The organism is Actinopolyspora sabaoui, from assembly GCF_051225635.1.
Lineage (GTDB): Bacteria > Actinomycetota > Actinomycetes > Mycobacteriales > Pseudonocardiaceae > Actinopolyspora.
The window spans coordinates 20700-45959 of sequence record NZ_JBMIHH010000007.1 but is presented as its reverse complement, the minus strand read 5'-3'; the positions used below and the strand labels follow the sequence as shown (position 1 = coordinate 45959).

Annotated in this window: 19 protein-coding genes; 12 read left to right on the top strand and 7 right to left on the bottom strand. The window is 68.1% G+C overall.

Going from position 1 to position 25260, the window contains the following annotated elements; translation table 11 throughout:
- Positions 1–41: 41 nt before the first annotated feature.
- The 4 genes from ACOQFL_RS14745 to ACOQFL_RS14730 form a co-directional block, all read right to left on the bottom strand.
- Positions 42–1607, bottom strand: coding sequence for a pyridoxal phosphate-dependent decarboxylase family protein (locus ACOQFL_RS14745; protein WP_435544734.1), 1566 nt, complete (start codon positions 1605–1607; stop codon positions 42–44).
- A 657-nt stretch (positions 1608–2264) separates the two neighbouring features.
- Positions 2265–4145 carry a dynamin family protein gene (locus ACOQFL_RS14740; protein ID WP_435544733.1) on the bottom strand — a complete coding sequence of 627 codons (1881 nt, stop codon included), beginning with the start codon at positions 4143–4145 and terminating at the stop codon, positions 2265–2267.
- Entirely contained in the window at positions 4142–4525 is a 384-nt protein-coding gene (grpE, locus tag ACOQFL_RS14735; protein WP_435544732.1) for a nucleotide exchange factor GrpE, read from the bottom strand. Before grpE ends, ACOQFL_RS14740 begins: the two co-directional genes overlap by 4 nt.
- 247 nt (positions 4526–4772) lie before the next feature.
- A complete protein-coding gene (locus ACOQFL_RS14730; RefSeq protein ID WP_435544731.1) occupies positions 4773–6386 on the bottom strand; it encodes a dynamin family protein in 1614 nt (537 codons plus the stop codon).
- A 110-nt stretch (positions 6387–6496) separates the two neighbouring features.
- On the opposite strand from ACOQFL_RS14730, the gene ACOQFL_RS14725 reads away from it, so the two are divergent.
- The 12 genes from ACOQFL_RS14725 (at position 6497) to ACOQFL_RS14670 (ending at position 20537) form a co-directional block, all read left to right on the top strand.
- Positions 6497–7696 carry a sensor histidine kinase gene (locus ACOQFL_RS14725; RefSeq protein WP_435544730.1) on the top strand — a complete coding sequence of 400 codons (1200 nt, stop codon included), beginning with the start codon at positions 6497–6499 and terminating at the stop codon, positions 7694–7696.
- A gap of 165 nt (positions 7697–7861) precedes the next feature.
- The gene (locus tag ACOQFL_RS14720) at positions 7862–8518 is read left to right on the top strand and encodes a response regulator (RefSeq protein WP_435544729.1); all 657 of its coding nucleotides are present in this window, start codon (positions 7862–7864) and stop codon (positions 8516–8518) included.
- A gap of 155 nt (positions 8519–8673) precedes the next feature.
- Positions 8674–9924, top strand: coding sequence for an NAD(P)/FAD-dependent oxidoreductase (locus ACOQFL_RS14715; RefSeq protein WP_435544728.1), 1251 nt, complete (start codon positions 8674–8676; stop codon positions 9922–9924).
- 107 nt (positions 9925–10031) lie between these two features.
- On the top strand, positions 10032–10841 hold the full coding sequence (locus ACOQFL_RS14710) for an HAD family hydrolase (RefSeq protein ID WP_435544727.1): 810 nt from the start codon (positions 10032–10034) through the stop codon (positions 10839–10841).
- A gap of 239 nt (positions 10842–11080) precedes the next feature.
- Positions 11081–12052 (top strand): ABC transporter ATP-binding protein, encoded by a 972-nt coding sequence (locus ACOQFL_RS14705; RefSeq protein ID WP_435544726.1) that lies wholly within the window; start codon positions 11081–11083, stop codon positions 12050–12052.
- Between the two features lie 287 nt (positions 12053–12339).
- On the top strand, positions 12340–13092 hold the full coding sequence (locus tag ACOQFL_RS14700) for a hypothetical protein (RefSeq protein WP_435544725.1): 753 nt from the start codon (positions 12340–12342) through the stop codon (positions 13090–13092).
- Positions 13093–13885: 793 nt separating this feature from the next.
- The gene (locus tag ACOQFL_RS14695; protein WP_435544724.1) at positions 13886–14494 is read left to right on the top strand and encodes a hypothetical protein; all 609 of its coding nucleotides are present in this window, start codon (positions 13886–13888) and stop codon (positions 14492–14494) included.
- Positions 14495–14630: 136 nt separating this feature from the next.
- Complete coding sequence (trmB, locus tag ACOQFL_RS14690; protein ID WP_435544723.1) at positions 14631–15344, top strand: tRNA (guanosine(46)-N7)-methyltransferase TrmB; 714 nt, start codon at positions 14631–14633, stop codon at positions 15342–15344.
- Between the two features lie 762 nt (positions 15345–16106).
- Positions 16107–17831, top strand: coding sequence for a sensor histidine kinase (locus tag ACOQFL_RS14685; protein ID WP_435544722.1), 1725 nt, complete (start codon positions 16107–16109; stop codon positions 17829–17831).
- A complete protein-coding gene (locus ACOQFL_RS14680; RefSeq protein WP_435544721.1) occupies positions 17828–18487 on the top strand; it encodes a response regulator in 660 nt (219 codons plus the stop codon). Before ACOQFL_RS14685 ends, ACOQFL_RS14680 begins: the two co-directional genes overlap by 4 nt.
- Before the next feature lie 195 nt (positions 18488–18682).
- Positions 18683–19057, top strand: coding sequence for a hypothetical protein (locus ACOQFL_RS14675; protein ID WP_435544720.1), 375 nt, complete (start codon positions 18683–18685; stop codon positions 19055–19057).
- A gap of 148 nt (positions 19058–19205) precedes the next feature.
- Entirely contained in the window at positions 19206–20537 is a 1332-nt protein-coding gene (locus ACOQFL_RS14670; RefSeq protein WP_435544719.1) for an amidohydrolase family protein, read from the top strand.
- Between the two features lie 136 nt (positions 20538–20673).
- Here the strand turns inward: ACOQFL_RS14670 and ACOQFL_RS14665 are convergent, their stop codons facing one another.
- The 3 genes from ACOQFL_RS14665 to ACOQFL_RS14655 all read right to left on the bottom strand — a co-directional run bounded on the left by ACOQFL_RS14665 (position 20674) and on the right by ACOQFL_RS14655 (position 25202).
- Positions 20674–21360 carry an SDR family oxidoreductase gene (locus tag ACOQFL_RS14665; protein WP_435544718.1) on the bottom strand — a complete coding sequence of 229 codons (687 nt, stop codon included), beginning with the start codon at positions 21358–21360 and terminating at the stop codon, positions 20674–20676.
- A 172-nt stretch (positions 21361–21532) separates the two neighbouring features.
- Positions 21533–23635, bottom strand: a complete 2103-nt coding sequence (locus ACOQFL_RS14660; protein WP_435544717.1) for a PhoX family protein — start codon at positions 23633–23635, stop codon at positions 21533–21535.
- A gap of 343 nt (positions 23636–23978) precedes the next feature.
- Positions 23979–25202, bottom strand: coding sequence for an MFS transporter (locus ACOQFL_RS14655; protein ID WP_435544716.1), 1224 nt, complete (start codon positions 25200–25202; stop codon positions 23979–23981).
- Between the last annotated feature and the right edge of the window lie 58 nt (positions 25203–25260).

The window sequence follows — 25260 nt, the reverse complement described above, 5'->3', positions numbered from 1 at the left end:
TTTCGGGGGCACGGAATCCATGGCGGTGGTCGTGTGGTCGGTCAGCTCGCACGGCGTTCGGACTCCGCCTCGGGCGCACCGGTCAGGTAACGGTTGCCGTGTTCGACGATGAGTTCGCACACCTCCGCGATGTCCCGCAGCGTGGTGCGTGGGTTGAGCAGGGTGAACTTCAGGTAGGTGTCCCCGTCGACGACCGTCTCGGCCACCATCGCGGCACCCGAGCGGTACAGCGCGTCGCGCGCGTGCAGGTTGACCCGGTCGCAGAGTTGTCCGTCCGCGACGTCGGTGGGTACGTAGCGGAAGACCAGGGCGCTCAGCTCGGGGCGGTTGACCACTTCGAAGCGCGGATCGGCCCGCAGCATCTCCCAAGTGCGTTCGGCCAGGTCCAGCACGTCGTCGAAGAGCCGTCCGAGCGCGTCCGGGCCCATGATCCGCAGCGTCAGCCACAGTTTGAGCGCGTCGAACCGCCTGGTGGTCTGGATGCTCTTGTCCACCTGGTTCGGAACCCGCTCGGCCACGTGGCGCTCCGGGTTCAGGTAGTCCGCGTGGTACGTGGCGTGCCGCAGCACGGAGCCGTCCCGCACGAGCACCGCGCTGGAACTCACCGGCTGGAAGAACGACTTGTGGTAGTCCACGATCACCGAGTCGGCGCGCTCGATCCCGTCCAGTCGGGCGCTCTCCCGGGAGACCAGCAGGCCACAGCCGTAGGCCGCGTCCACGTGCAGCCACACCCCGAACCGTTCGCACAACGCGGCGATCTCGGAGAGCGGGTCGATGCTGCCGAAGTCGGTGGTGCCCGCGGTGGCCACCACGGCCATCGTGGTCAGCCCGGCCTCGTGGCAGCTCCGCAGCAGCTCGTGCAGCTCGTCGCTCCGCATGCGCCGGTGCTCGTCGGTGGGTACGGTCAGCACCGAATCAGCGCCCATGCCCAGTAGTTTCGCCGCTTTAACGACGCTGAAGTGGCTGTCGGACGAGGCGATGACACGCAGCCGCGAGAGCTGTTCGGGGCGGTCGGCCTCCGGATCGCCGGTTCCGTGCTCCGCCGCGTGCCGTTGCAGCGCCTGTTCCCGGGCGACGAAGAGTCCCTGCAGGTTGGACTGGGTGCCACCGCTGGTGAATATCCCGTCGGCGGTCGCTCCGAAGCCGATGCGGGCCGTGGTCCAGTCGATCAGCCGACGCTCGATGAGCGTGCCGCCCGCGCTCTGGTCCCAGGTGTCCAGTGAGGAGTTGATCGCCGATCCGATGGCTTCGCCCAGCAGGGCCGGGATGACGATCGGGCAGTTGAGGTGGGCCAGGTAGCGCGGGTGCTGGAAGTAGACGGCATCGTGCAGGTAGACCCGTTCCAGCTCGTCGAGCGCGCTCTTGGTGTCCGGCAACGGTTCGTCCAGGTCGATTCCGCCGATGACCGGTCCGAGCTGTTCCGGGGTCACTCCGGTGGTGGGCTGGTGATCCGGGTCCAGGAGTTCGCCGATCACCCGCTGTACCCCTTCGGTCACCGAATCGCGGTACTGCTCGGTGTTGTGTTCGTCCAGCAGGTACGACTTGGGGTCGACGGACTGTGCCGATGCGGAAGCGGTCTGCTCGGCCGGTGGTACGAGGAAACTCACGAACCGTCCTCCTCGGTGCTGGGTGTGCGCTGCCGGATGGCTTGGGGTCGTGCGCCGCATCGCGGCTTCGAGTTCCTCGTTGCGAGGTCAGCCACCGTGTTCGGCGCGTCGCGACCGTGTGGAATTAGGTTAGCCTAATTTTCCTTGAACTTAGGCTAACCTATATCGCGCTCGCTGTGGCGTGAGTCCGTTCACGTCGGACGCTCGGTCGAGTGGCGGTGTCGTCGTCGCGACGCGGGGCGGCAGTGAATGACCGGAAGGAATACCCGAGACGGCCGGTCGCACTCTCGGAGAGTGGGAAGAGGAGCCGTGCGCCGGGTCCCCTGTGGCCGTTCGGCCGTCCTCGAACCGCCGTCCCGGCAGCGTCAATTTCCCAAGAAATCGCCGCGCAGTCGGGGGTGGCGCGGCTGGTTGGGCGTCAATTTCCCAAGAAATCGTCGGGCCACTTCGACGCAGGCCGAACTCCCACCACCTACACAGGCCGAACCCCGACCACTCACGCGGTCGGCACCGCCGCGGGTTCTCCGGTGCGGCTCTCGCGAGGAAGGCCCGACGTTGTGTAGGTGGCTACCCGAGGTCGGGCCTCCCGGAGCGAGAGCCGTGCCAGAGGTTCCGCCAAGCGACCACCCCATAACCCGGCCGGGCAGCCCCGATCCTTCACCCGGAGCGGTCGCGCAATCCGCGTATCCGTTCCAACAGCCGCTCCACGTTGTCCCTGCCGGAAACCGCCTCCTCCAACCTGCGGTTGACCAGCTGCAACTGCCGGTTGCGTTCCGCGGAGTCCAGCTTCAGCGCCTGGTCGATCTCGCGGAGTTCGCTCTCGATCGACTCCATCCGCTTGCTCAGCGCTTCGTCGAGTGCGAGCGACAACTGCTGTTCCGCCTCGATGAGCTGTTCGGAGACAAGTTGGTCCAGCGCCGAGCGCGCTTCCGAGATCGCGTCGCTGAGCCACTGCTTCATGTGCTGCTTGTCGGCCGCGTGCTTGCGGGTGCGGGCCATCCACCAGCCCGCACCGAGCCCCAGCACGATCGTCACCGGCAGCACCACGGGATTGAGCGCTCCGACCCCGATCCCCGACAGCGGCATCGCCGCGGCGCGACCGACTCCGAGCCCACCGGAAACGCCCATGAAGACCAGCAGTTTGTCCTCGGCGGTGGGTGGCCTGCTCTCCGGCGGGCGCAGCGCTACCGGGGAGCGGTTGCCGCGCGCGAACTGGGCACGGATCACGTTCAGCTCCGCCTCGCCGAACAGTTCGGCCAGCGAGTCGCGGGCCACCTCGTCCAGCCGACCCGACAGCAGGTTGGCCACTCGCGTGGAGACCAGCTGCAGCGCCGAGTCGACCTGGCCGGGCAGCAGGGCCAGCTTGTCCCGGTCGGCGGTATCGATCTCGCGGCGGAACCAGTTCTGCACCTCACGCACCCGGTCGGTTACCTCGTGACTGGTTTCCACGCGGGTGCGCTGGATCCGTCCGCGCAGTTTGACCTGCCAACCCCGGGTGGAGGACCGGCGTGCCGTGGCCAGCTCCTCCCGCCGGGCGCGCAGCGACTCCACTTCCTTCTCCCCGGCGGTGAGCGCCCGTTTCTCGTTCTCCAGCCCGGTGATGAGTTCGGTGAGCACCGTGGACATGCCACGCATGGTGTTGGCCTCGCCGAGCATCGCGGAGTGGCCCGCGACAAGTTGCCCCAATGCGGAACGCAGCTCGTCCACACCGGAGCGTTCTCGCAGCATCGCCGCGCTCGCCTGATCGGAGGAACGTGCGGCGAGTTCGGCCATCCGCGCCGAGACCGGGTATATCGGCACCTCGGCGAATCGCGGTGCGTGCGTGGCCAGCAGCTGCCGGTTCTCCTCCAGCACCCTGCGCCAACCCCGATGCCGGTCCGTCTTGGTCAGCACGAACAGCACGGTTTCCACGCGGTTGCTCACGCTGTGCAGGAAGTCCAGCTCGCCGCGACCGAACGGAGCCGAGGCGTCCGCCACGAACAGCAGCGCGGTCGCGGAAGCGGCGGCTTCGGCAGCGAGCTCGCCGTGCACCGCCTGCAGCCCGCCCACTCCCGGCGTGTCCACCAGCGTGAGTTCTCGCAGCGGTTCCAGCGGGGCATCGACCCGGATGTATCTCGGTGGCAGCTCACCCGCGGGGAGCTCGCCCGCTCCCGAGGACCAGGCGCCCAGCTCGTCGATGTCGAACCGTACCGGTTCCTGCTCGCCGGGGTAGCACGCGTAACCGGCCCACTCCGGGCCGTGCTGGAACCACAGATAGGTGGATGTGGCCACGTCGGCATCCACAGGGGACAGGTCGTGGCTGCCCAGCAGGGCGTTGACCAGTGAACTCTTTCCGCGATTCGTCTCACCGACCGCCACCACACCCGGAACGGCGGTGCGCGAGTTCCTGATGCGCTCGATCCACTCGGCCGCCTCGGCGTCGACCTCCCGCACCAGCGCGGTCAGATTCTCCCGGGTCTGCTTCACCTGGGTGGGCAGTTGCGAGGCCGCCGCCGCGTCGGCACCCGGCAGGTTCGAGAGCGGAGAGTTCGTGCTCATGACGCGGTGGACTCACCGGAGGACATCGACTCCGCGCCGGACTTCTCGGTGTTCAGCCGGTAGACCACCACGACGGGAGCCCGCAGCATCCGTCCCCGATCGGCGAACCCGACCACCTCGGTCTCCGCGATGACCCCGTCCAGCGAGTGATCGCCGGTGGCGATCGTGCCCCCGGCCTCGTGCCTGGTCGGATCGAACCGTTCACCGTCGGGACGTAACGCGGTTACCCCGACAGTGCTCATTCCCTCCGTCAGCCGTTCGGTGATGCCCGTGCTGCGCGTCCGATCGAAGGCGTACATGCACAGTTCGATCAGCTTTTCCCGTTCCGCCAGCGCCTGGTCCAGCGGGTCGACGAGCGATTCGTTGCTCAAAATGGCCATCAGCGTTTCCGAACTCCGTCGTGGCTTGCCCAACCCCAGGTCTCGGCCGAGGGGCGCGATACGAGGCCCCTGCTGCCGCCGCATTGGACGCGGCGGCGAGGCTTTCGGTTCCATTTTCGCGAGTAATTTCGCCTCGGCTCTCCGGCAGGGCTGGGGCAACGCTGTCCCGTCGGGCTGGGGAAGGGGTGGCGGCCCGGGCGGAGCAGGACGGGTAACCGAGCAGTGTCAGTCCCTGCGAAGGGGTCGTTCACCCGCGTTTTCCGCTGCGCAGCTGCTGCCACAGCAGGAAGTAGGCACGGTGCACCACGTGGGCCACCCTGCTCTGCGCCGGGGTGGAGCCCAGCGATGCGAACGAGCGCCACCAGTTGGCGCGTTCCATCGCGTACTCGATCATCCGATCCGGGTTCCCCCCGAGCATCCCCAGCCGCTCGGACGGATTGTTCGATGCTCCCAGCCGCAGCACCTCGTCGAGCAAATCGCTCGGCAGCGTGATCTCCCCCGAGGAGATCAGCGTCAACACCTCCAACAGCCGCAGCTGGTGCGCGTCGGGCCGTGCCAGCAGGGCTTCGATCCCGTCCTGTATCCGTCCGCGTTCCGCCGGGTCCCGACTCCGCTGCGCCACCGCCGTCATCGACGCCAGCCCCGCCGCCGCCTTGATCCCGTCGGCCCGGGCGCGGAAGACCGAGTTCAACCCGCGTGAGACCTCGGACAGGCCGGAGGACTCGTGCAGCACCCGGCGCAGCCCGCCCGCCGTGATGTCGGGGTCGGCGGCTATGGCCTCCAGGGCGCATCTGATGCCGTACAGATCGAGCAGTTCCAGCAGGCGGGCTCGGGTACCCGCCGCGACCTCGCACTCCCAACCGGTGAACAGATCCGCGGAGAGCAGCAGGGTTTCCCTGGTGGCCTCGTCCAGCCCGGCCAGCCGGTGCAGCGCCTCGGCATCGGAAGCGGTGAACACCCCGGTCTCGGCGGTCTCCGCGAGCAACCCGACCACCGGGAGCACGTCGGTCACCCGCGGTCCGAGCTGCCGGGCCTGCCCGCCGGCCAGCAGACTCGCCGCGTGCCACACGCTGCCGTCGCTCTCGCGCACCGATTCCGGCTCCACCGTGTCCGCCTTGTTCAGCACGGCCAGCGCGTTCGCCGGACCCGCGGGGCGATTGCCGGTCGCGGCGCCGAACGAGCTCAGCGCCCGCCGGTCGTCGGCCCGCACCGACTGCGTGACGACGTAGAGCACGGCCTCCGCCCCCGCCACCGCGCTCCGCGACACCGGGTCCAGTCCCTCGGCACGTTCGTCCGGTTCCGCCGCCTCGGTGCCCGTCACTCCGGACCCCGTCACTCCGGACCCCGTCACCCCGGATTCGCCCGGCACTGCCGCGTTGCCCAGCACAGCCTCGGTGCGGGCGACCGAGGAGTCGTCAGTCGAGCCCAGTCCGGGGGTGTCGATCACCGTCAGATCGCGCAGCACCTCGTTGGTCAGGTAGGCCTCCAGATGCGAGACGCGCTCCCGCTCCACTCCCAGATCAGCAGGGATCGCCCCGTCGGAGGTGAACGGCAGGGACCGTTTGCCACCGTCGCGCAGGATCACCTCGACCCGGTCCACCGTGCCGTACCGGAAGCGGGTCACCACCCGCGTGCACTCGCCGACGTCGGTCGGGGCCACGTTACGTCCGATCAGGGCGTTGACCAGCGTGGACTTGCCGGACTTGATCCTGCCCACCACCGCCAGCTGCAACGGTTCCCCCAGCCGGAGCAGCACCTCGTGCAACCCGTTCGCGGTCTCCGCCCCGACCCTGCCGCGCAGGTCGGCGCACAGCCGCGCCACCGCGTCCGACAACGGCCCGCGGGTTCGTTGCGTAGTCAACGGACTCCTTCCGTGCGGCGCGTGGTCGGCTGTCTGCCTCTCAAGTATGACCTCGATTTCGACCTCGGAATGAGGCGATCGCCGACTCACCTGGCATAGCATCGGCGGACGTGCGGCGACTCAGTCTGTGGATGCGTGCGCATCCGAGCGTGGGCGATGTCTCGATCATGGTATTGCTGCTGTTGGCCGAGGTCGCCGGTTTGGTGATAACCGGGGGTGCCGAGCATCTGATCGGGTTCTGGAGCGTCCTGGCGGGCGCGCTGCTGGTGCTCCCGCTCGCGTTCCGGCGGAACCTGCCCGGCGTGACGGCCTGTGCCGTGCTGCTCGGTCTGCTCTTCCAGCTGTTCGGTCCGCACCCACCCCTCTTGCGGCCGGGTTTCCTGGCAGTGCTGATCATGGTCTATACCCTCGTCGCCTATGTCGGCAGGAGGGCGGGAGGCGGTTACGTGGGCGCGGTGCTCGCGGTCTGGTTGCTGTCGAGCTATCCGACGCCAGGTGTCACGCCCCCGTGGGCGCTGTTCGCCGTGCAACTGGTGCTCGTGCTCGGATTCTGCTGGGTGCTCGGCGAGTACTTCGGGGCGCGACGGGCCTACCAGGAGGCGATGGAGAGCCGGCTGCGCGGTCTGGAGTTCGAGCGCGACCAGCAGGCCAGGATCGCGGTGGCCGAGGAACGCAACCGCATCGCCAGGGAGCTGCACGACGTGCTGGCCCACTCGGTGAACGTGATGGTCACCCATGCCGACGGCGCGGCGTACATCGTCCGCGACGCCCCGGACAACGCGGTGCGGGCGCTGCACACGATCGGGGACACCGGTAGGGAGGCACTCGTCGAGTTGCGCAGCCTGCTGCACGTGCTGCGGAACCGGACCGAGGCCGACGACAGCGCCCGACGCGACCCGCAGCCCGGCGTCGGCGGAGTGTACGAACTGGTGGAGCGGGTGCGTGGGCTGGGACTGCCGGTGACCTTCCGGGTCGAGGGTGATCTCGATCGGATTCCCACCGGACAGGGGCTGGGGATCTATCGCATCGTGCAGGAGTCGCTGACCAACGTGCTCAAGCACGCGGGATGGCATGCCACGGCCGCCGTGCTGCTGCGCAACGACGGCGAGCGGGTGCGGATCGAGGTGACCGACAACGGGGCCAGGGGAGTGCTCGCGCCGGAGGCGGTGCCGGGCGGCAACGGTGTCATCGGGATGCGCGAACGCGCGGCCATCTACGGCGGGAGCCTGGAGGCGGGACCGGCGGAGGAGGGCGGTTGGCGGGTGCGCGCGGAGCTCTCGCTGGCTGGGGAGGCCGCGACCGCGAGCTGACTCGGGGTGCCGCTTCCGCGCTGGCGGCGTCAATTTCTCGCGAAATCGCGGGCCCCGTAGCGGCGAGTGACGAACGACCACTCCCGCGCTCGGGCACCGTGGCGGGGGCCGCCGATCCGGTCCTACGGGAACCGAGCCGGAGAATTCTGCTATAGGCTGATCCGCATGGTTCGGGTGGTGCTCGTCGACGACCAGGAACTCATGCGGGTGGGGCTGCGCATGGTGCTGGACGCCCAGGACGACGTGGAGGTGGTGGGCGAGGCCGACGACGGTGCCGCGGCGCTCGAACGAGCACGGGAACTCGCTCCCGACGTGGTGCTGATGGACGTCCGTATGCCCGGCATGGACGGGGTGCGCGCCACCGAGCTCATCGTGGGCGAGGAGCTCGCCAAGGTGCTCGTGATGACCACCTTCGACCTGGACGACTACGCGCTGTCCGCGCTCCGGGCCGGAGCCAGCGGGTTCCTGCTCAAGGACACGCCTCCGGCGGATCTGATCTCCGCGGTGCACTCGGTCGACGAGGGTGACGCGGTCGTCTCGCCGAGCGTGACGCGCAGGCTGCTCGATCGTTTCATCGGAACGAGCGAGACGAAGCTGCGTGACGACTCCGTACTGGAATCGCTGACCGGGCGCGAGCGCGAAGTACTGATCAACATGGCACGGGGCCTGTCCAACGGTGAGATCGCCGAAAGCCTCTACCTGTCCGAGGCCACCGTCAAGACCCACATCGGTCGTATCCTGGCCAAACTCGAACTGCGCGACCGGGTGCAAGCCGTGGTGCTCGCCTACGAGACGGGACTGATCCGCCCCGGTGCGGAGTGAGGCGTCTCGTCTCCGCACCGAGGACGTCCGGGGTGACGCCGCTCGCTGTTCACCATCCGTACACACCGGATCCGTGCCGTACCGGTTCTTCGGTGAGCGAGCTCGACTTCCAGTGCCTACCCTCCCCCTAACCGCCCTGGTGGGAGGGAGTTCTCATGTCCGAGACATTCGTCGTGGTCGGTGGCGGCCTCGCGGGCGCGAAGACCGTGGAGGCGTTGCGGGAACGGGAGTTCCCCGGTCGTATCGAGTTGGTCTGTGAAGAGGAGGCGCCGCCCTACGAGCGTCCGCCACTGTCCAAGGACTACCTGGCGGGCAGGACCGAGGTGGCCGACTTCACCGTTCATCCCAGGGAGTGGTACGCCCGGAACGACGTGGAGCTGCGGCTGGGTACCCGGGCGACCGGGCTGCATCCGGGCAGCCACGAGATCGAACTGGCCGACTCCACCCGGCTGGGGTACGACAAGCTCGTGCTCGCCACCGGCTCCCGACCCCGCCGATTGCCGCTGCCCGGAGCGGATTCCCGTGGGGTGCACTACCTGCGCAGACTGGGCGACGCCGATCGGCTTGCCGCCACGCTGCGACGCGTGGAGCGGCTGGTGATCGTGGGTGCGGGCTGGATCGGTCTGGAGGTGGCCGCCGTGGCCCGGGGCTACGGGGTGGAGGTTCACCTCGTCGAAGCGGCGCCGCAGCCCCTGCTGGTCTCGCTCGGGCCGCGGATGGGCGAGTTCTTCGCCGGCCTGCACCGCGAGCACGGGGTCACGCTGCACCTTTCCGCACACGTCTCCGAGATCATGACCCCTTCCGGGGTCACCGGAGTGCGGCTCACCGACGGATCCGAACTCCCCGCGGATGCCGTGCTGCTCGCGGTGGGGGCCCGACCGGAACTCACCCTGGCCGAGGGCGCGGGGCTGGACATCGACAACGGAGTGCTGGTCGACACCGGGCTGACCACCAGCGATCCGGACATCCTCGCGGTGGGTGACATCGCCGAGGTGCGGCATCCTTCCCTCGGCGGGCTCCGGGTGGAGCACTGGGCCAACGCGCTGAAACAACCCGCCGTGGCGGCGGCGACCATGCTGGGGCACTCGGCTTCCTACACCGAGCTGCCCTACTTCTTCACCGACCAGTACGACCTCGGGATGGAGTACCACGGATTCGTACCCGCCGGAGTCGAGGAGCGAGTGGTGGTGCGTGGCTCGACGGAGGACCGGCGGTTCGTCGCCTGTTGGCTCGACAGCTCGGACCGGGTACTCGCCGCCATGAACGTCAATGTTTTCGGGATGGCCGAATCGATCCGCGGCCTGATCCACTCCGGTGCCTCGGTGGTTCCCGAGCGGTTGGCCGACACCGCCTACTCGTTGGACGATGTCGAAGCGCTGCGAAAACGTCCGGTCGGCAGTGCGTGACAGCGTCGGCAGTGCGGAACAGGGGTTTCGCCCCGAGTAGCCCTCCCGTAGTGTTATTCGACTCGCGACCGACCCCCGTCACCGGGCCGAACGGATAGGCTGCTGTTGTGACCACGAGATCCAGCTGGAAACCGAGTCTTGTCGCCCTCGACGTGGACGGGACGATGGTGGATCCCGAGACGCAGTCGCTGTCCGAGCCGGTGCGCCGGGCGGTGCGGCATGTCGCCTCCTCGGGAAGCCACCTGGTCATCGCCACCGGTCGGAGCATGCTCGGTACGTTGCCGGTGCTCGACGAGCTCGGCGTCACCGACGGGGTGGCGCTGTGCTCCAACGGAGCCGTCCGGGTCGATGTGGCCACCAGGGAGGCCGTCTCGGTGGAGACCTTCGATCCGCAGCCCGTGCACACTCGGCTCTCCCCGCTGCTGCCCGGGTCGCTGTTCGCCGCCGAACGGGTCGGTGTCGGCAGCATGGTGACCGCCCCGTTCACGCCGGAGGAGCTGCACGGGCCGCAGTGGCACACCGGGCTGGCCGAACTACTCGGGCAGCCGGTGCCCCGCTTCATCGTGAACTGGGCGAACCGCGATCCCGCGGAGGTCTGGGGACGCCTCGAAGGTGTCGAGCTGCCGGGGTGCACCTTCACGATCGACCACTACGACCCGTGGGTGACGGTGGTCCCCGCAGGGGTCAGCAAGGCGGCGGCACTGGAGAAACTCCGGTTGGAACTCGGGGTTTCCCAGGAGGGGACCTTCGCGGCCGGGGACGGTGACAACGATCTCCAGATGCTCGAATGGGCCCACCACTCGGTGGCGATGGGGCAGGCGCCCGCCACCGTGCGGCTCACCGCCGCCGAGGTGACGAGTCCGGTTACCGAGAACGGGCTGGTTCCCGCTCTCGAACGCTGGTTCTTCCCCGGCTGAGCGCCTCCGTGGCAGGGGCGGGTTCGTACCGTCGTCCTCCCGGTCGAGTGAGCGATCCCACCCCGGAGGACGAGCTCCGGGCTGAGGGTCTCAGGGGGATCCGGGAACACTACGACCTGAAGCGGATTCGGTTCTATACCCCGGGTGGACGCGGCAAGGACCGCTCGTCGGGCAGGCTGGTGGGTGACATGAGGCCGGATCACATTTCCGGCCGGTCACCGGAATCCACAGGAGTGACGATGATCGAGGCTGTGGGCCTCACCAAACGCTACGGCTCCAAACTGGCGGTCGACGATCTCTCGTTCACCGTCAAGCCCGGCAAGGTCACTGGGTTTCTCGGGCCGAACGGGGCGGGCAAGTCCACCACGATGCGCATGATGCTCGGCCTGGACCGCCCCACCGCTGGCAAGGTCCTCATCGACGGCAAGCACTACACCGAACTCAAGAACCCGCTGCGCACGCTGGGGGCGCTGGTCGACGCCAAGTGGGTTCACCCGAACCGTTCCGCCTACGCGCACCTCAAGTGGATGGCCAGGTCCAACGGCATCCCCACCAAGCGGGTGGACGAGGTGCTCGACATCGTCGGGCTCTCGGAGGTGGCTCGACGCAGGGCGGGCGGTTTCTCGCTCGGCATGTCCCAGCGGCTGGGTATCGCCACCGCGCTGCTCGGCGATCCCAAGATCCTGATGTTCGACGAGCCGGTCAACGGGCTCGACCCGGAGGGCATCCACTGGATCAGGCGGTTCATGCAGCGACTGGCCGCCGAGGGGCGCACTGTGCTGGTCTCCAGCCACCTGCTTTCCGAGATGGCCCAAACCGCCGAGGAGCTGGTCGTCGTGGGACGCGGCAAGCTCATCGCGCAGTGCAGCACCCAGGAGTTCGTGGAGAGCTCCAGCAGCACCTCGGTGAAAGTCCGCAGCCCGCAGGCCGATCAGCTCGGCGAGGTCCTCACCTCGAACGGGTTCTCCGTCACCCGCGAGAACCAGCAGGAGCGGGACACCCTGCTGGTGCCCGACGGCGAGACTGAGCAGATCGGTGAGCTCGCCGCCAAGTACGAGTGCGTACTGCACGAACTCACCGTGCAGCGTGCCTCGCTCGAAGAGGCGTTCATACAGATCACCGGGCAGGAAGTGGAGTTCAGCACCGGGCAGTCCGGCGAGAGGGCTTCCGGCTCGCCGGAAGAGGCACCGGTCGCGGCGACGGAGAAGTGACCCCGCACGACCAGTAGGCATCGAACGGGAAGCGACACGGCAGTCGTTTCCGGCAGCCCCTCGGTGGGTGTCGAGAACGCTGCCCCGTGGGAGTCCCGGTACTGGGGGAGCACGCGGTCCCGCAGCGTGGGACCTCGATCCGGCCCGGCTTCCCGGGCCGTCCGAAATCTCCCGGACATCCGGCGGAGTCGTGTTCTAGCGCCCCGTTCGAGACGACAGACAGCCACGAGCATTCGGCGACGCCGCGCGGAGCGGCGTCGCCGGTCACGAGCATCGGGATATTCGAAATGACATTGCTGGCAATCGAACGCATGAAGCTGTTCACCACCCGTTCCCCGTGGTGGTGCATGTTCGCCGCCCTGATGCTGACCGTGGGGTTCGGTGCGCTGTTCGCGGCCACCGCTCCGGAAGAGATCACGGTCAACGTCGGCGCCACCCAGTCGGGTGGCCAGCTGGGCATGATGGTGGTCATGGTGCTGGCCGCGCTGGCCGTGACCACCGAGTACCGCTTCGGCACCATCAAGGCGACTTTCCAGGCCGTGCCGAACCGGACGGCGGTCATGCTGGCCAAGAGCGGCGTGGTGGCGGCACTGGCCTTCGTGATCGGTGAGATCTCGGCCTTCCTGGCCTGGGGAGTGAGCTATCTGATCACGGGTGGCGAGGCGCTCGCACTGGACGCGGGGCACGAGTGGCGCAACGTGGCCGGACTCGGCCTGGTCTACGCCGGTGCCGCGCTGTACGCCCTCGCGGTTGGCATGCTGGTGCGGCAGAGCGCCGGAGCGATCTCGCTGGTGATCGTGTGGGCACTGCTGGTCGAGTCGCTGGTCCAGCTGCTGCCGAGGGTCGGCGACGACATCTTCGACTGGATGCCCTTCGCCGCCGCCAACCGGTTCCTGCAGGGCGGTGGCCCCCAGACGCCGATGGCTCCCCAGATGCCCGAACCACCGATCGGACCGTGGGCCTCGTTGGTCTACTTCTTCGCCGTCGGGGTGGCGCTGCTGGTCGTCGCGCTGATCACGGTTCGCAAGCGCGACGCCTGAGGCAGGCGGTCGAGCGGGAGGCCGTGTTCGCTCGATAACGGCTGTGCGGTGCCGCACGGCGTTATCGAGCCCGTGGGAGATACTGCTCACCCCTACCGATAAGATCAAGAGAAATCGAACTTACCGCTGGTTGTGAGATCGAGCGGGCCGCCGGGTGTCCGTTGTGGCAATCCCGGACCGGTCGCGCACAGCCGGAAACCGACTGAACGGGCGCTCGGGGGTGCCTGTGGTCGGGACGGGGGAGGGCCAGGGCTGTCATTCGGGGGACGGCCCTGGCCCTGTATTTTTCCCGGTTCTCTACTTTCCCCGGCCCTGTATTTTCGCTCGTCATTGACGTTTTCCGGTCGGGTTGGCGAGCTGCTCGCTCGACGGAACCTCCCGATGGCTCTCGCTCCGGGTGGCTGCGACATCGGGCAGGCACTACACGGCGTCAGGCGGCCCTCGCGAGAGCGCGACGCGGAAGAACCCGTGCGATCGGGGTGGTATCCCATCGCGACGGATCCGACCGCTGACGGCCCACAGTGGCCGATCAGGTGACCATGATCACATAATCCGTTCGTGTTGTTTCGCTCGGTTGAACGTCTGATTGCGCTGTGCTGCGTGCTTTCTCGCTGGACAGTGTGAGGGGGCGCACATTCTTCGCAATGTTGCATACACCCACCGTGGCTGTGGTAACCCGTAAGGTAAGAGATGTAGCTCCGGGGATCGATTTCTCCGGGGCGCATCCCTGGGGGTAAGGCCGCGAGTCGCCTACCCGAATCCCCTCGCGGCTCACGCGGAGGAGGGTGAAGCTGTGGTTCTGTCGAGTGAGTTTTCGTCGCTCAATCAAAAATCCGCCAAGGCCATCGAGGAAACCGAAGTAGCAGAGGACGCGGAAGTCACGGAAGAAGCCGAGGACGTACGACTGATTCCCACTCCCAGGTTGGAGTGGTCCCTGGCAACCGAGTCGAACCAGCCCGAGGGAGAGGCGGGTTCGCCCGAGTCGATGCGTACCGGATGGGTGCACACCGCTCCGCAGGATCAGGTGCTGGATCTGTTCCGCAGACTCGGCGGCCCCGAGGGGCGCCTGCCCGCTCCCTGGTGGTTGCACGCGTTGCACCGGGGAGAGGTCGGCACTCGCGCCGAGGCGTTCCGGTTCGAGGACGACCTCCACGCGCTGCTGATCGCTCGGACCGGCTGGGTCTTCGTGCCCTGGTCCACCGCGGGTGAGATCGGTTACTGGGAGTACGGTCCTTCCGATCGCCCACCGATGTCGGTACCGACCACGGTGACGCTGACCGACCAGCATCCGGGGTGGATCAACATCGTGCCCGCTCAGACGGACGGTTCGCCGACGCCCCGGGTGCCCGCACCGGGCGTCAGCGAGCTGGCCGCGATCCTGCCTCGAATCGAGGCCTGGTAACACATGCGCCGCCCGGTGACCGGATCAGCTCTCCGGCCACCGGGTATGGCGCCTAGATACCCCGCCCCGTTCGGATGACCCGGGTAATCGGTGGTCCACCTCGACCCCGGAACCGGGTTTGCGATACTGGCTCGACGTGAGTGCTTCCGACCAGCAGATTCCCCATCACCGCACGGTCGTCAGTTACGTGCAGCGCGGTGAGCGCATGACGACCGGGCAGCAGCGCGCGTGGGATCGGTACTGGCACGAGTTCGGCCACGACATCTCCGAACTGCCCGAGGGCCCGCTCGACACCACTGGTTGGTTCGGTCGAACCGCCCCACTGATGCTGGAGGTCGGTTCCGGTATGGGGGAGACGACGGCACAGCTCGCCGCGGCCGAGCCGGAGCACGACCACTTGGCCGTCGAGGTCTACAAGCCCGGGCTGGCCCAGTTGCTGGCACGTGCTGAGACTCTCGACATCGACAATCTCCGGTTGCTGCGCGGCGATGCGACGGTACTGCTGCGGGAACACTTCTCGGTGGACACGTTGAGCGAGGTGCGGGTCTTCTTTCCGGACCCGTGGCCCAAGAAGCGGCACCACAAACGACGGTTGGTCCAACCCGGTTTCGTGTCGCTGGTCGCCTCGCGGTTACGTCCCGGTGGGGTGTTGCACCTGGCTACCGACTGGGAGAGCTACGCCGAGCAGATGATGGAGGTCTGTACCGCGGAACCGAGCCTGCGGAACCGCTGGGGGGACTTTCCCGGAGGATGGGCGCCTCGTCCGGAGTGGCGGCCGGTGACCAAGTTCGAGAACCGGGCTCATTCCGAGGGGCGTGAAGTGCACGATCTGATCTTCGAGCGTGTCTGATCGAAGTTTTCCGGTCGGGTTACCGGGTTGCTCACTCGGCGGAAGCTCCCGCCGGGCCTGGCTGCGGAGGCGGATGCATGCCCCGGGCGCGGAGAAAACGGGGTAGTTACCCGCACGACGTCGGCACGGTGTTCGAGGTTGAGCGGTGTTCGAGGTTGTCCGGCGCGATCCCGTTTCGACAGTCGTGGCGACGGTGGGCGATTCACCCGAGCCCGGGCGTATGAGCCCGGACGCGTGCCTTTCACACCTGCGTCCCTCGTCGTCTTCGACCGCGCCGGATGAGAATTTGACCTGTCGTTCGGCGGTCACAACGGATCACCGGTCAGCGTCCGTGGTGGAACACCTCCCAGAGATCGGGCAGCGTCGCGCTGAGTGCCATCAGCACCAGTACGGCCAGTGCCAGTACCGTCCCGATGACGGATAACGTGGTGAGCACGGTGTCGCTCCTTTCGTACCGCCGGTCGTGTCCCGTGCCGAATTCGAGCCGGTAGTGGCGTGCTCGTGCCGGTAACGGCACGCGATTCGGGGCGGGAGGCCGCCGGTTACTGCATTGCGTCACCGAGCGTGATCGTTGTTCGTCACGTGTTGTATCGGCCATGTGGTTATTTCGTGCCGACCGATCGGCCAAGGGGCGCGGGCGCTCGTGCCGGTTAGGGTTCGGATGTGTTGCCTCGGTCCGGTCGCTCATCCATCACTAGGCCCAGTCCCGAGCAACCGGGAGGGGGGTCCGGCCGGACGCTGTTACAGCGCACGGTGAGTGCGTTGCGGGAACAGTGGATCTTCGCGGCCCTGTTGCTGCTGACCTGGCTCGGCGAACTGGCCCACACGTTGGATGCCGGTTTTCCGGAACTGGGGCGAATCCCGCTGATCACGGTGATGGTGCTGCTCGCGCTGGCCGCGCGGTGGTACCCGGTCGGTTGCGGCCTGCTCGGCGCTGGCACGCTGCTGCTCGGGGTGGTGCTCTCCCACGCGCCGGGGTTTGAACCGGGCCCCGGAGTGCTCGCGCACGTCTCGATCACCGAGAACGTCGCGGGCCTGCTGTTGGTGGTTTACGCGTTCCGCGGGCTGCCCCGGAGCAGGGCCGCCGCGGTCACGGCCGTCCTGGTGGTCTCCTGCCTGGCAGCCGTGTTCCTGCGGGACTTCTCCCCGGTGTTCGTCTCGAGGAATCGAAGTCTGGAACTCGGATTCCTGCAGCTGGTGCTCGCGGTGGGCACCGGCATGTATCTGCGGGACACCCGTGAACAACGGGTCGCCCGGACTCCGATCGTCGAGCTGTTGCGCGAACAGTGGCCGATCACCGCCGTGTTGTCCGTACTGCTGTTCGTGCAGGCGATCAACATCGACTTCCTCCGGATGCCGTGGGGCGGCATGCTGCTGCTGGTCAGTTGCGTGCTCATGTCGGTGCTCGCGGTGTTCGCCCCACTCCGTCCGGTGCAGGCCGCGCTGTTCGGCGCCGTCACCGTCGTGTTCACCACGGTGTTGGGTTGGCTGTTCGACGCGATGGGAGGAGAGGTCGTCATAACCGGCATCCCGGGCATGGGTGCGCTCCCGGCGCCGATCGTCGTGGCAGGAATGCTGCTCGTGGCCTTCGCGGTCCGGCTGGCGTCCTCGCGGGAGGCCACCGCGGCCACCGGTGCCCTCGTGGCCTCGGCCGTGTTCGGCGCGGTTCTCATTCCGCAGACGAGGTACAGCGAGTCGCTGTCCCAGCTCCTCGGCGTGCTCTTCCTGGGAGCTGTCCTCCTGGTGCTGGCGGTCGGCACCGGGATGTACTTCCGTGCCCGCGATGAGGACCGGGCCCGGGCGGTTCGTGCGGCGGTCAAGGGGGCGCAGCAGGACGAGCGGATGGCGTTGGCCCGTGAACTGCACGACGTGGTCGCGCATCACGTCACCGGGATCGTGGTGCAGGCACAGGCCGCGCTCAAGGTCGCCGAGAAGAACCCGAGAGCCGCGGGAGAGGCGTTGGAGCGGATCTCGTCCAGTGGCACCGAGGCACTCACGGCCATGCGACGGCTCGTCGGCAGCATGCGCGACCCCGAGAACGACTCGTTCTCCGCGCTGGAGACGGAGCCCACCGTCGACCTGGAGGCCGACCTGCGGAAGCTGGTCGAGCACAGCACGCGCGAGGCTTCGGGGAAGCGAATCGAGCTGGACGTGCGGTTGACGAAGGACGTGCCGCAGGAGGTGGGGCGTTCGGCACTGCGACTCGTCCAGGAGGCGCTCACCAACGCCGAGAAGCACGCGCTGGACGCCGACCTCGTCACGATTTCGGTCAACACCGAGAACGAGCAGCTACTGGTGGAGATCACCGATGACGGAACAGCTCCCAGCGGGCAGCCGCCGGGTGGTTCCGGTGGATACGGTTTGGTCGGAATGCGGGAGCGAATCGAACTGCTCGGCGGTCGGTTGAGCGCGGGACCGGGTCGAGGATGTGGCTGGCGAGTCGAGGCGCGGCTTCCGCTGGCGGAAACGGAGGAGAAGCGGGCATGATCCGGGTACTGATCGCCGACGACCAGGAAATGGTCCGAGCCGGATTCCGGATGATCCTGGACAGCGAGGACGACATCCAGGTGGTCGGCGACGCGGGCAATGGTCACGAGGCCGTGCGGCTCGCACGCGAACTGCGTCCGGACGTCTGCCTCATGGACATCCGAATGCCGGGCATCGACGGTCTGGAGGCTACCGGGCTGCTCGCGGGAGAGGAGGCCACCGACCCCATCAAGGTCGTCGTGGTGACCACCTTCGACCTCGACGAGTACGTCGCCACCGCGCTCAACAACGGTGCCAGCGGCTTCCTGCTCAAGGACGCGGGACCGGCTCTGCTGGTGGAAGCGGTGCACGCCGCCACACGCGGTGATGCCCTGGTGTCGCCGCAGATCACCGTGCGGTTGCTCCGGCACTTCCACGAGTCCGGCGCGCACCGTAACCGTGCGGAGGACGTGCCCGGGGAGCAGCTGACCGGCAGGGAACACGACGTGGTCCGCGCGGTGGCGCGCGGGCTGACCAACACCGAGGTGAGCGGCGAACTCTACATGTCGCTTTCCACCGTGAAGTCCCATCTGGCCTCGGTGCAGGGCAAGATCGGGGCGCGCAACCGGGTGGAGATCGCGGCCTGGGCGTGGCGCACCGGGTTGATGAACGCCTGATCCGGCCGTGGCCGGGGAACGGGGCCGGGGAACGTGGTCGGGGAACGTGGTCGGGGAGCGGGGGCTGCCGGTTCGCTCCACCGAAGGAGTGGAAGCGGAATCGTACGGGCGGCCCCCGAACACCGACCGTTCGGGGGACCCGATCTGGCCGAACTGCCGAGGTGAACGCCCCCGAGCCGTGCGCATGCTGGAGACATGACGCGACACATGCAACCCAGAGCCCTGCTACAGCCCAAAGCCCTGCTGCCACCCCGCGCCCTGCTGCCACCCCGCGCCCTGCTGCGGTCCCGCGCCCTGCTGCGGTCCCGAGCCCTGCTGCGGTCCCGAGCTCTGCTGCGACCGCTGCTCCCACTGCTCCCACCGCGATCGCGCGATCCGTCCCGCGAAGGCGCACACCCCCGCCTGTCGGGACGTTCCCGGCACCAGGATGCCGTTCCGGGAGCGCGGGTCCGTGAGTTCTCTGCCACGGCGCGAAGACTCCGTGAGGGACTGATCTGTGCGGCACTGTCGTGCGGCATGCTCGCCGCCGGGTTGGTGATGTTTCACATCATGAACTCGCTGGGACCGTGAAGGAGCGCTACTACGGTCTCCCGCTGTACCGCGAGGAATTGAGGTACCGCTCGGTGCCCGCGAATAGCGTTTCGGTGTTCGCGGCGCCCCGTCCGAATGCGTGCCGGGCAGCTTCCGGCCCGCCGGGCGCCGGTTGGACAATGCGGTCATGCCGATCGCTCGACGTCTGCGTGCCCCGCTGATGCTTCCCTGCGACGAGACCTGTTCGGTCACGCGCGACGCTGTCGTGGACATCGACGAGCAGGGCAGGTTGGGCTATTGCGGTCCGCGTGTCTCTGCTCCCGAACCGGACCCGAACACCGTTGTGCGGGATTGCCCCGGGCTGTTGCTGCCTGGAATGGTCAACTCCCACGCGCACACTCCCATGACGCTGTTGCGGGGCATCGGTGGCGACCTGCCGCTGCTCCGCTGGTTGCGGGAAGCGGTCTGGCCCGCCGAGTCCCGGCTGCGAGCCTCGGACATCCGGGACGGCATGCGGCTCGGCAGCCTGGAGATGCTCAGCACGGGAGTGACCACCAGCGCGGAGATGTACTTCGCGCCGGAAGCCGTCGCCGAGGCGGTACTGGAAGTGGGCTCGCGTGCGGTGATCGCCTCCGCCGTGATCGACACTCCCGATCTCGGTGACCTGGGTGGTTGGCAGGGCATGGTGGACCGGATCAGCCGCTGGATCGACAGTGACGGGTTGCACTTCGGGCCGGGCGAGCGCGTGGAACTCGCCTACGGGCCGCACTCCGCCTACACCCTCCCGCCGGAGGCACTGCGACTGATCGGTGAGCAGGCACGCGAACGCGGCGCGCTGGTGCACACCCATGTTGCCGAAACCGCCGACGAGGACGCCGAGCAGCGACGTTCGTACGGCTCGGTGCCGCGCATGTTGGCCGAACTCGGTGTGCTGGATGGGCGTTTCCTGGCCGCTCACGGGGTGCACCTCGACGACACCGACATCGCCACCCTCGCCGAGCACGGCGCGAGCGTGGCCCACTGCCCCGGTTCCAACGCGAAGCTCGCCTCCGGCACGGCCCGATTCGTCGATCTGCTGCGGGCGGGGGTCCCGCTCGGACTCGGCACCGACGGCCCGTCCAGCAACGACGACGTCGACCTCCGGGAGGAGATCCAGCTCGCAGGTATGTTCGCCCGGTTGCGGGAGGGCGATGCCAATGCGGTCGGCGCGGCGGAACTGCTGCTCGCCGCCACCAGGGGAGGTGCGCAGGCCCTGCACCGCACCGACATCGGGGTGCTGGAACGCGGCCGCTGGGCCGATGTTGTCCAGCTGGACCTGGACACTCCGGCTTTCGTGCGCGGTGCCGACACCACGGACGAACGCATCCTGTCCAACCTGGTGTGGGCGGCCGGTGCCGACTGCGTGCGCGATGTCTGGGTGGCCGGTGAACATGTACTGCGGGAGGGGGAGCCCACTCGGGTGGAGCGGGGCTCGGTACTGAAGTCCGCACGCGCGGCGGCACGCCGAATCGAGAGTTGAGCCCACCCGGTTGACCTTCACCCAGTTGAGCTTCACCCGGTGGACTCCCGCCCGGATACGGCGCTCCTCGGTGGTGATCCTCGGTTCCCTGGTCCCGGTGCTTGCCACCGGCCGAATCCCCGAGAACTCGAACCGGTCAGCCGTCCGGCCGCAGCACTATCTCCGTCATGTGCGCGTCCTCCCCGGCCCGAACGCTGGAGACCACCGTGTCGGCGACCGACTCCGGCCGCAGATAGCGCTCCGGCTCGAAGGCCCCACCCTCGGAATCGCGTACCTCGCGCTGCATGTCGGTGGCTACCCGTCCGGGAAACACCGAGGTCACCCGGATTCCGTTGGCTGCCTCCTCGCCGCGTAGCACGTCCGCGTAGGCGCGCAGCGCGAACTTGCTGGCGGCGTAGGAGCCCCAGTTCGGTTTGGCGGCCAAGCCCGCGCCGGAGTTGATCAGCACCACGTGCCCGGAGGAGGCTCGGAGTGCGGGCAGCAGTGTCCTGGTCAGCTCGGTGACGGCGAACAGGTTGAGTTCGAAGGTGCGGCGCCACGAGTCGACTCCGGTTTCGGAGACCGAGCCGAGCTCGATCATGCCAGCACTGTGCACCAGCACGTCGAGGTTTTCGATCCCGGCCGCCGCCGCTGCTATCCCCTCGTAGTCGGTGAGTTCGGCGGGCCAGGGGCTGGCTCCGGGCAGGTCCGCCGCGAGCTTTCGCAGGGTTTCCTCGTCGCGCCCCCCGAGCAGGACGTCGTGGGTTTCGGAAAGCCGGTGGGCCACCGCCGCTCCCACACCCCGTGAAGCGCCCGTGACCAGTGCGGTCGGTCGTGAAGTCATCCCGATTACGGTAGCGCCGCCACCACGGTGAACGCCGCGTGCCCCGGCCGTGCCGGGGACTTCTCGTCCCCGACACGACCGGTCGCTTGCCACGCTCCGTCCCCGGACTCGCGCCTCATGGGAGAGCGCGTCGGCACGACCCGAAAAGCGGCGGCGCGATCAACGTCGTGGTTCAGCGCCGCCCGATCTCGCCCACGCGGTGACCGTGGTCGCGCCACACGGCGACCAGCGAGGGACGCGGCTGGGAATCACCGCCGTCCGGCCAGTGCGAGCCGGGGTCGGACGGGCCGGAACCGTTGTCGCCCGGGTGCTGGACGCACACGGTCACGACGTCGTCGGTGATGATCGGACCGCAGGTCTCGGCGCCGTTGGGCACCGTCAGGAACTGCTTGACGTGGCCCCGCTCCGATCCGCTCACCGGCACGGCGAACAACCCGTCGTGCGAGCCGAGCTCGTTGCCGTCCGTGGAGATCCACAGGTTGCCGTGCCGGTCGAACGCCACGTTGTCCGGGCAGGAGATCGGGCTCACCTGGTTCTTGTCGAAACCGCCGAAGTAGGTGCCCGAGTCCTCGGGGTTGCCGCAGACCAGCAGCAGTCCCCAGGACATGCCGGTCGAGGTCGGGTCGTCATGGTTCTCGCGGATCTCCAGCACGTGGCCGTGCTTGTTGCCGATCCGGGGGTTGATCTCGTCGACCGCTGCGTGCCCCGCCGCACCGCGGTTGGAGTTGTTGGTCAGCGCGCAGTAGACCCGCCCGTTGGAGGGGTTCGGCTCGATGTCCTCGGGGCGGTCCATCTTGGTCGCCCCCACCTTGTCGGCGGCGAGGCGGGTGAACACGTAGACCTCCTCGGCCGTGAAGCCGGGAACGTGCGAGGTGTCACCCGTGGCCAGTGGCAGCCACTCGCCGGAGCCGTCGAACTCGCCGTCGGAGGGCAGCTCACCACTGCCGTCGATCTCCGAGGCGGGGCTGTCGCCGGAGAACCGCGCCACGTACAGGGTTCCGTGGTCCAGCAGCGACATGTTGTGCCTGCGCGCGTGGGCGCTGCGGCCGTTCTTCATCCTGCCGCTGGAGACGAACTTGTAAATGTAGTCGAACCGCTCGTCGTCACCCATGTAGGCGACCACTCGCCTGTCGTCCGTGGCGCGGATCGTGGCACCCTCGTGCTTGAAGCGGCCCAGCGCGGTGTGCTTGACCGGTGTCGAGTTCGGATCGTGCGGGTCGACCTCGACCACCCAGCCGAACCGGTTGGACTCGTTCGGCTCCTTGCTCGCGTCCCAGCGCTTCTCGAAACGCTCCCACTTGCGGGTGCTGCTGCCCGTGCCGACTCCGTAGCGGCGCATCCGCTCCCTGGTCTCCGGGTCGCTCACCTTGTCGGCGTTGGCGAAGTACTGGTGGAAGTTCTCCTCGCCGGAGAGCACCGTTCCCCACGGGGTGACGCCCCCGGCGCAGTTGTTCTGGGTCCCCAGCACCCGGGTGCCGCTCGGGTCCTCGGAGGTCTTGAGCAGCTCGCTCCCGGCGGCGGGGCCGCGCAGCTCGAACTCCGTCCGCAGTGTGATCCGCCTGTTGTACCTGCTCGGCAGCGGGCTGAGGCCGCCGCGTGCCGGGTCGCGCCGGACCAGCAGCACGGACATCCCGTGCGCGGCCCAGGCGGTCCGCACCTGCTGCTCGGTGGGGTTGTCCGGGTCGTAGTCGGCGAACATGTGGGTTTCGGTGGTGTACTCGTGGTTGACCACCAGCAGGTTGTGAATTCCCGCGCGGTCCAGTGGAATCAGCCCGGCGAAGTCGTTGTTGTAACCGAACTGGGCCTGTTGGGCCTCGGGCGTCTGATTCCAGAAGTCGAATTCCGGAGCCGAGTGCAGTACCGGGTCTCCCCACCGGATGACGACCTGCTGCTCGTAGCCGTCGGGGATGACCACCCTGTCCTGGGTGTTCGGCGGCACCGGGTCGAAGTCGGTGCCGACGGCAGCGGAGCCCGAGTCGTTCCCGTGGCCATGACCGTGGCCGTGACCCCTGCCCGGGTTCGCCGTTGCCGTGCCGACGGCCGTGGCGGTTGCCCCCGCCGCCACGGACAGCACCGCGCCCGCGCGCAGCGCGCCCCGTCTGTTCACGACCCGTCGCACCAGGTCGCCGAAGTAGCTGTTGTCCGATTCGTTCGGCGCGTCGTGCGCGCAGGCGTTCCCGCAGCGGTACTCGCAGGTAACCGCGGAGCGGCTGGCGGTGTGGTGGTCCAGCAGCGGTAGCGAGAGCACGCGTGATTCGGCTGAGTTGGCGGACATTTCCTGCCTTTCCACAGCTTTTGTCAGTGGGACGTGCCGAACACTATGCGCGGCAGGCGAGGTCCCAGCTGACTGAACGTGAACGGCAGGGAAATTCGTGACAGTGAGTCGAATCCGGCTGCTGCACAACGGTGAAAGCGTCGTCCCACGATCGGATGTCGGACAGCGCGATCACGACCGAGCGTTTCCACTTTCGTCACTTTTACCGCTCGATGTGATTTATGGCACCGCCGATTTGTCGATCCGTCCCGCGCTCGGGCGCGCCGAGATCCGTTGTGGACTCGCGGTTCTCGTTCGTTGTTCCCTATTGGAGCGTTGCCGGGGCGTGCTCCGTCGGGGCTGATCAAAACTCCTCGCCGACCACAGCTGCCTCCTCCGGCACACGGCGCGGATCCGTACCGCGCGAGCGCAGTCCCACCGCGAGCAGCCCGGCAGCGAGCAGGCAGGCCACCGTGCCCGCCGCGAACGGTGCCCTGGGCCATTCCAGCCAGGTGGCGATGTGGCTGACCAGGGTCGCGGCGAGCGCCCCGCCGAGCCACCGGCAGAAGTTGTATCCCGCGCTGGCCACCGGGCGGGGCGCCTTGCTGACGCTCATGGCGCTACCCGTGAACAGCGTGTTGAGCAGCCCCGACACCAGACCGCTGACCACGATTCCCGCGATCAGCACGGCCTTGCTGTCGATGGTCATGATCAGCAGCAGTGCCGCGTACAGCAGCACGGCCAGCACCGTGCCGCCCAGTTCGCCGAACCTGTTGGCGAGTTTTGGAGCCAGCGTGACACCGGCGAACGCCACGCACACACCCCAGCCGAAGAACACCAGCCCCACGGCGATCGCGCCGTACTCCAGCACGAACGGGGACCACGCCAGCACGGTGAAGAAGGCCGCGGTGTACAGCGCCGAGCCCACCGAGGTGCGCAGCAGCGCACCGTGCCGCAGGGCGCGCAGCGGGTCGAGCAGCCGGACCGGCTCACCGCGCTTGCCGGTGTCGGAGGGCAGGAAGCCCACGGCCAGGATCAGCGCGATGGCCATCAGCACGGCGGTTCCGGCGAACGGCCCGCGCCAGGAGATGTTCCCGAGCAGCGCGCCGAGCAGTGGACCGGTGGACAGGCCGATACCGAGCGCGGCCTCGTAGAGCAGAATCGCGGCCTGCTGCCCGCCACTGGCCGCGCCGACGATCACCGAGAGTGCCGTGGCGATGAACAGGGCGTTTCCCAGGCCCCATACCGCTCGCAGCGCCACCAGCTGTACGACCGTACCGGCCAGTGCGCAGGCCAGCGTGGCGAGCACGATCAACACCAGGCCGGTGACCACGGTTCGTTTGGCGCCGAACCGCGCGCTGAATGCCCCGGTGATCAGCATGGCCACCACCTGGACCCCCAGGTAGGACGAGAACAGCAATGTCACCTGTTCCGGGCCGGCGTCGAGCGCTTCGGCTATGGAGCGCAGGATCGGATCGACGAGACCGATGCCCATGAAGGCGATCACGGCGGCGAAGGCGGTGATCCAGACGGCCTTGGGTTGCCCCTTGAACACCTCGCGCAATCGGGTGGTTTCGGACCCGCTCATGGGCGCGCGCTCCTCCTGTGGACGAATTATTTCGTTAGAAACACTAACTTTCACTCCG

Bases quoted from the DNA above. Each gene is read 5' to 3' on its own strand.
- ACOQFL_RS14740 (WP_435544733.1), bottom strand. From the start codon at position 4,145: ATGAGCACGAACTCTCCGCTCTCGAACCTGCCGGGTGCCGACGCGGCG.
- grpE (WP_435544732.1), bottom strand. From the start codon at position 4,525: ATGGCCATTTTGAGCAACGAATCGCTCGTCGACCCGCTGGACCAGGCG.
- ACOQFL_RS14720 (WP_435544729.1), top strand. From the start codon at position 7,862: ATGGTTCGGGTGGTGCTCGTCGACGACCAGGAACTCATGCGGGTGGGG.
- ACOQFL_RS14715 (WP_435544728.1), top strand. From the start codon at position 8,674: ATGTCCGAGACATTCGTCGTGGTCGGTGGCGGCCTCGCGGGCGCGAAG.
- ACOQFL_RS14705 (WP_435544726.1), top strand. From the start codon at position 11,081: ATGATCGAGGCTGTGGGCCTCACCAAACGCTACGGCTCCAAACTGGCG.
- ACOQFL_RS14700 (WP_435544725.1), top strand. From the start codon at position 12,340: ATGACATTGCTGGCAATCGAACGCATGAAGCTGTTCACCACCCGTTCC.
- ACOQFL_RS14680 (WP_435544721.1), top strand. From the start codon at position 17,828: ATGATCCGGGTACTGATCGCCGACGACCAGGAAATGGTCCGAGCCGGA.
- ACOQFL_RS14675 (WP_435544720.1), top strand. From the start codon at position 18,683: ATGACGCGACACATGCAACCCAGAGCCCTGCTACAGCCCAAAGCCCTG.
- ACOQFL_RS14670 (WP_435544719.1), top strand. From the start codon at position 19,206: ATGCCGATCGCTCGACGTCTGCGTGCCCCGCTGATGCTTCCCTGCGAC.
- ACOQFL_RS14665 (WP_435544718.1), bottom strand. From the start codon at position 21,360: ATGACTTCACGACCGACCGCACTGGTCACGGGCGCTTCACGGGGTGTG.
- ACOQFL_RS14660 (WP_435544717.1), bottom strand. From the start codon at position 23,635: ATGTCCGCCAACTCAGCCGAATCACGCGTGCTCTCGCTACCGCTGCTG.
- ACOQFL_RS14655 (WP_435544716.1), bottom strand. From the start codon at position 25,202: ATGAGCGGGTCCGAAACCACCCGATTGCGCGAGGTGTTCAAGGGGCAA.